This is a genomic window from Mesorhizobium waimense, assembly GCF_003601975.1.
Classification (GTDB): Bacteria; Pseudomonadota; Alphaproteobacteria; order Rhizobiales; family Rhizobiaceae; genus Mesorhizobium; species Mesorhizobium waimense.
Map to the genome: position 1 here is coordinate 1 of NZ_QZWZ01000183.1, position 754 is coordinate 754.

Sequence of the window (754 nt, forward strand, 5' to 3'; positions counted from 1 at the left end):
ACGGTCGCGGTCGTGGTGCCGTCGCCGGCGATGTCGTTGGTCTTCGAAGCAACTTCGCGGACCATCTGCGCGCCCATGTTCTCGAACTTGTCTTCAAGCTCGATTTCCTTGGCGACGGTGACGCCGTCCTTGGTGATGCGCGGGGCGCCGAACGACTTGTCGATGACAACGTTGCGGCCCTTGGGGCCGAGCGTGACCTTCACCGCGTCGGCAAGGATATTGACGCCGCGCAGCATGCGCTCACGGGCATCACGGGAGAATTTTACTTCTTTGGCAGCCATGTTTAGCTCCTGGCAGGGGCTTCGATCGAGCCCGCAGATTTAGATGACGGTGAGGCCGATATTCAGCCGATGATGCCCATGATGTCGGATTCCTTCATGATCAGAAGGTCTTCGCCATTGAGCTTGACTTCGGTGCCCGACCACTTGCCGAACAGGATGCGGTCGCCAGCCTTGACGTCCAGGGGGACGAGCTTGCCGGCTTCGTCGCGGGCGCCGGAACCGACGGCGATGATCTCGCCTTCCTGCGGCTTTTCCTTCGCCGTATCCGGGATGATGATCCCGCCAGCGGTCTTGGATTCGGATTCAACCCGGCGAACGACCACGCGGTCATGAAGCGGGCGGAACTTCGACTTTGCCATTTTTTCTTCCTCGAATGAGAACGGTGAGAACTGTTCCTCCGTCCGGCGAAGCCGGACAAACAAGCCCGGCAGCGCCGGACCCTTGGTTAGCACTCACCAATGGCGAGTGCTAAC

2 protein-coding genes are annotated in these 754 nt (G+C 60.2%); both read right to left on the reverse strand.

Annotated features, from left to right (window positions below):
* Nucleotides 1-281 (reverse strand): TCP-1/cpn60 chaperonin family protein (locus D3227_RS40510; RefSeq protein WP_281035085.1); only part of this gene is annotated, 281 nt, incomplete at its 3' end.
* Nucleotides 282-343: 62 nt separating this feature from the next.
* Nucleotides 344-640, reverse strand: coding sequence for a co-chaperone GroES (groES, locus tag D3227_RS40515; protein ID WP_006203049.1), 297 nt, complete (start codon nt 638-640; stop codon nt 344-346).
* Between the last annotated feature and the right edge of the window lie 114 nt (nt 641-754).

Bases quoted from the DNA above. Each gene is read 5' to 3' on its own strand.
- groES (WP_006203049.1), bottom strand. From the start codon at position 640: ATGGCAAAGTCGAAGTTCCGCCCGCTTCATGACCGCGTGGTCGTTCGC.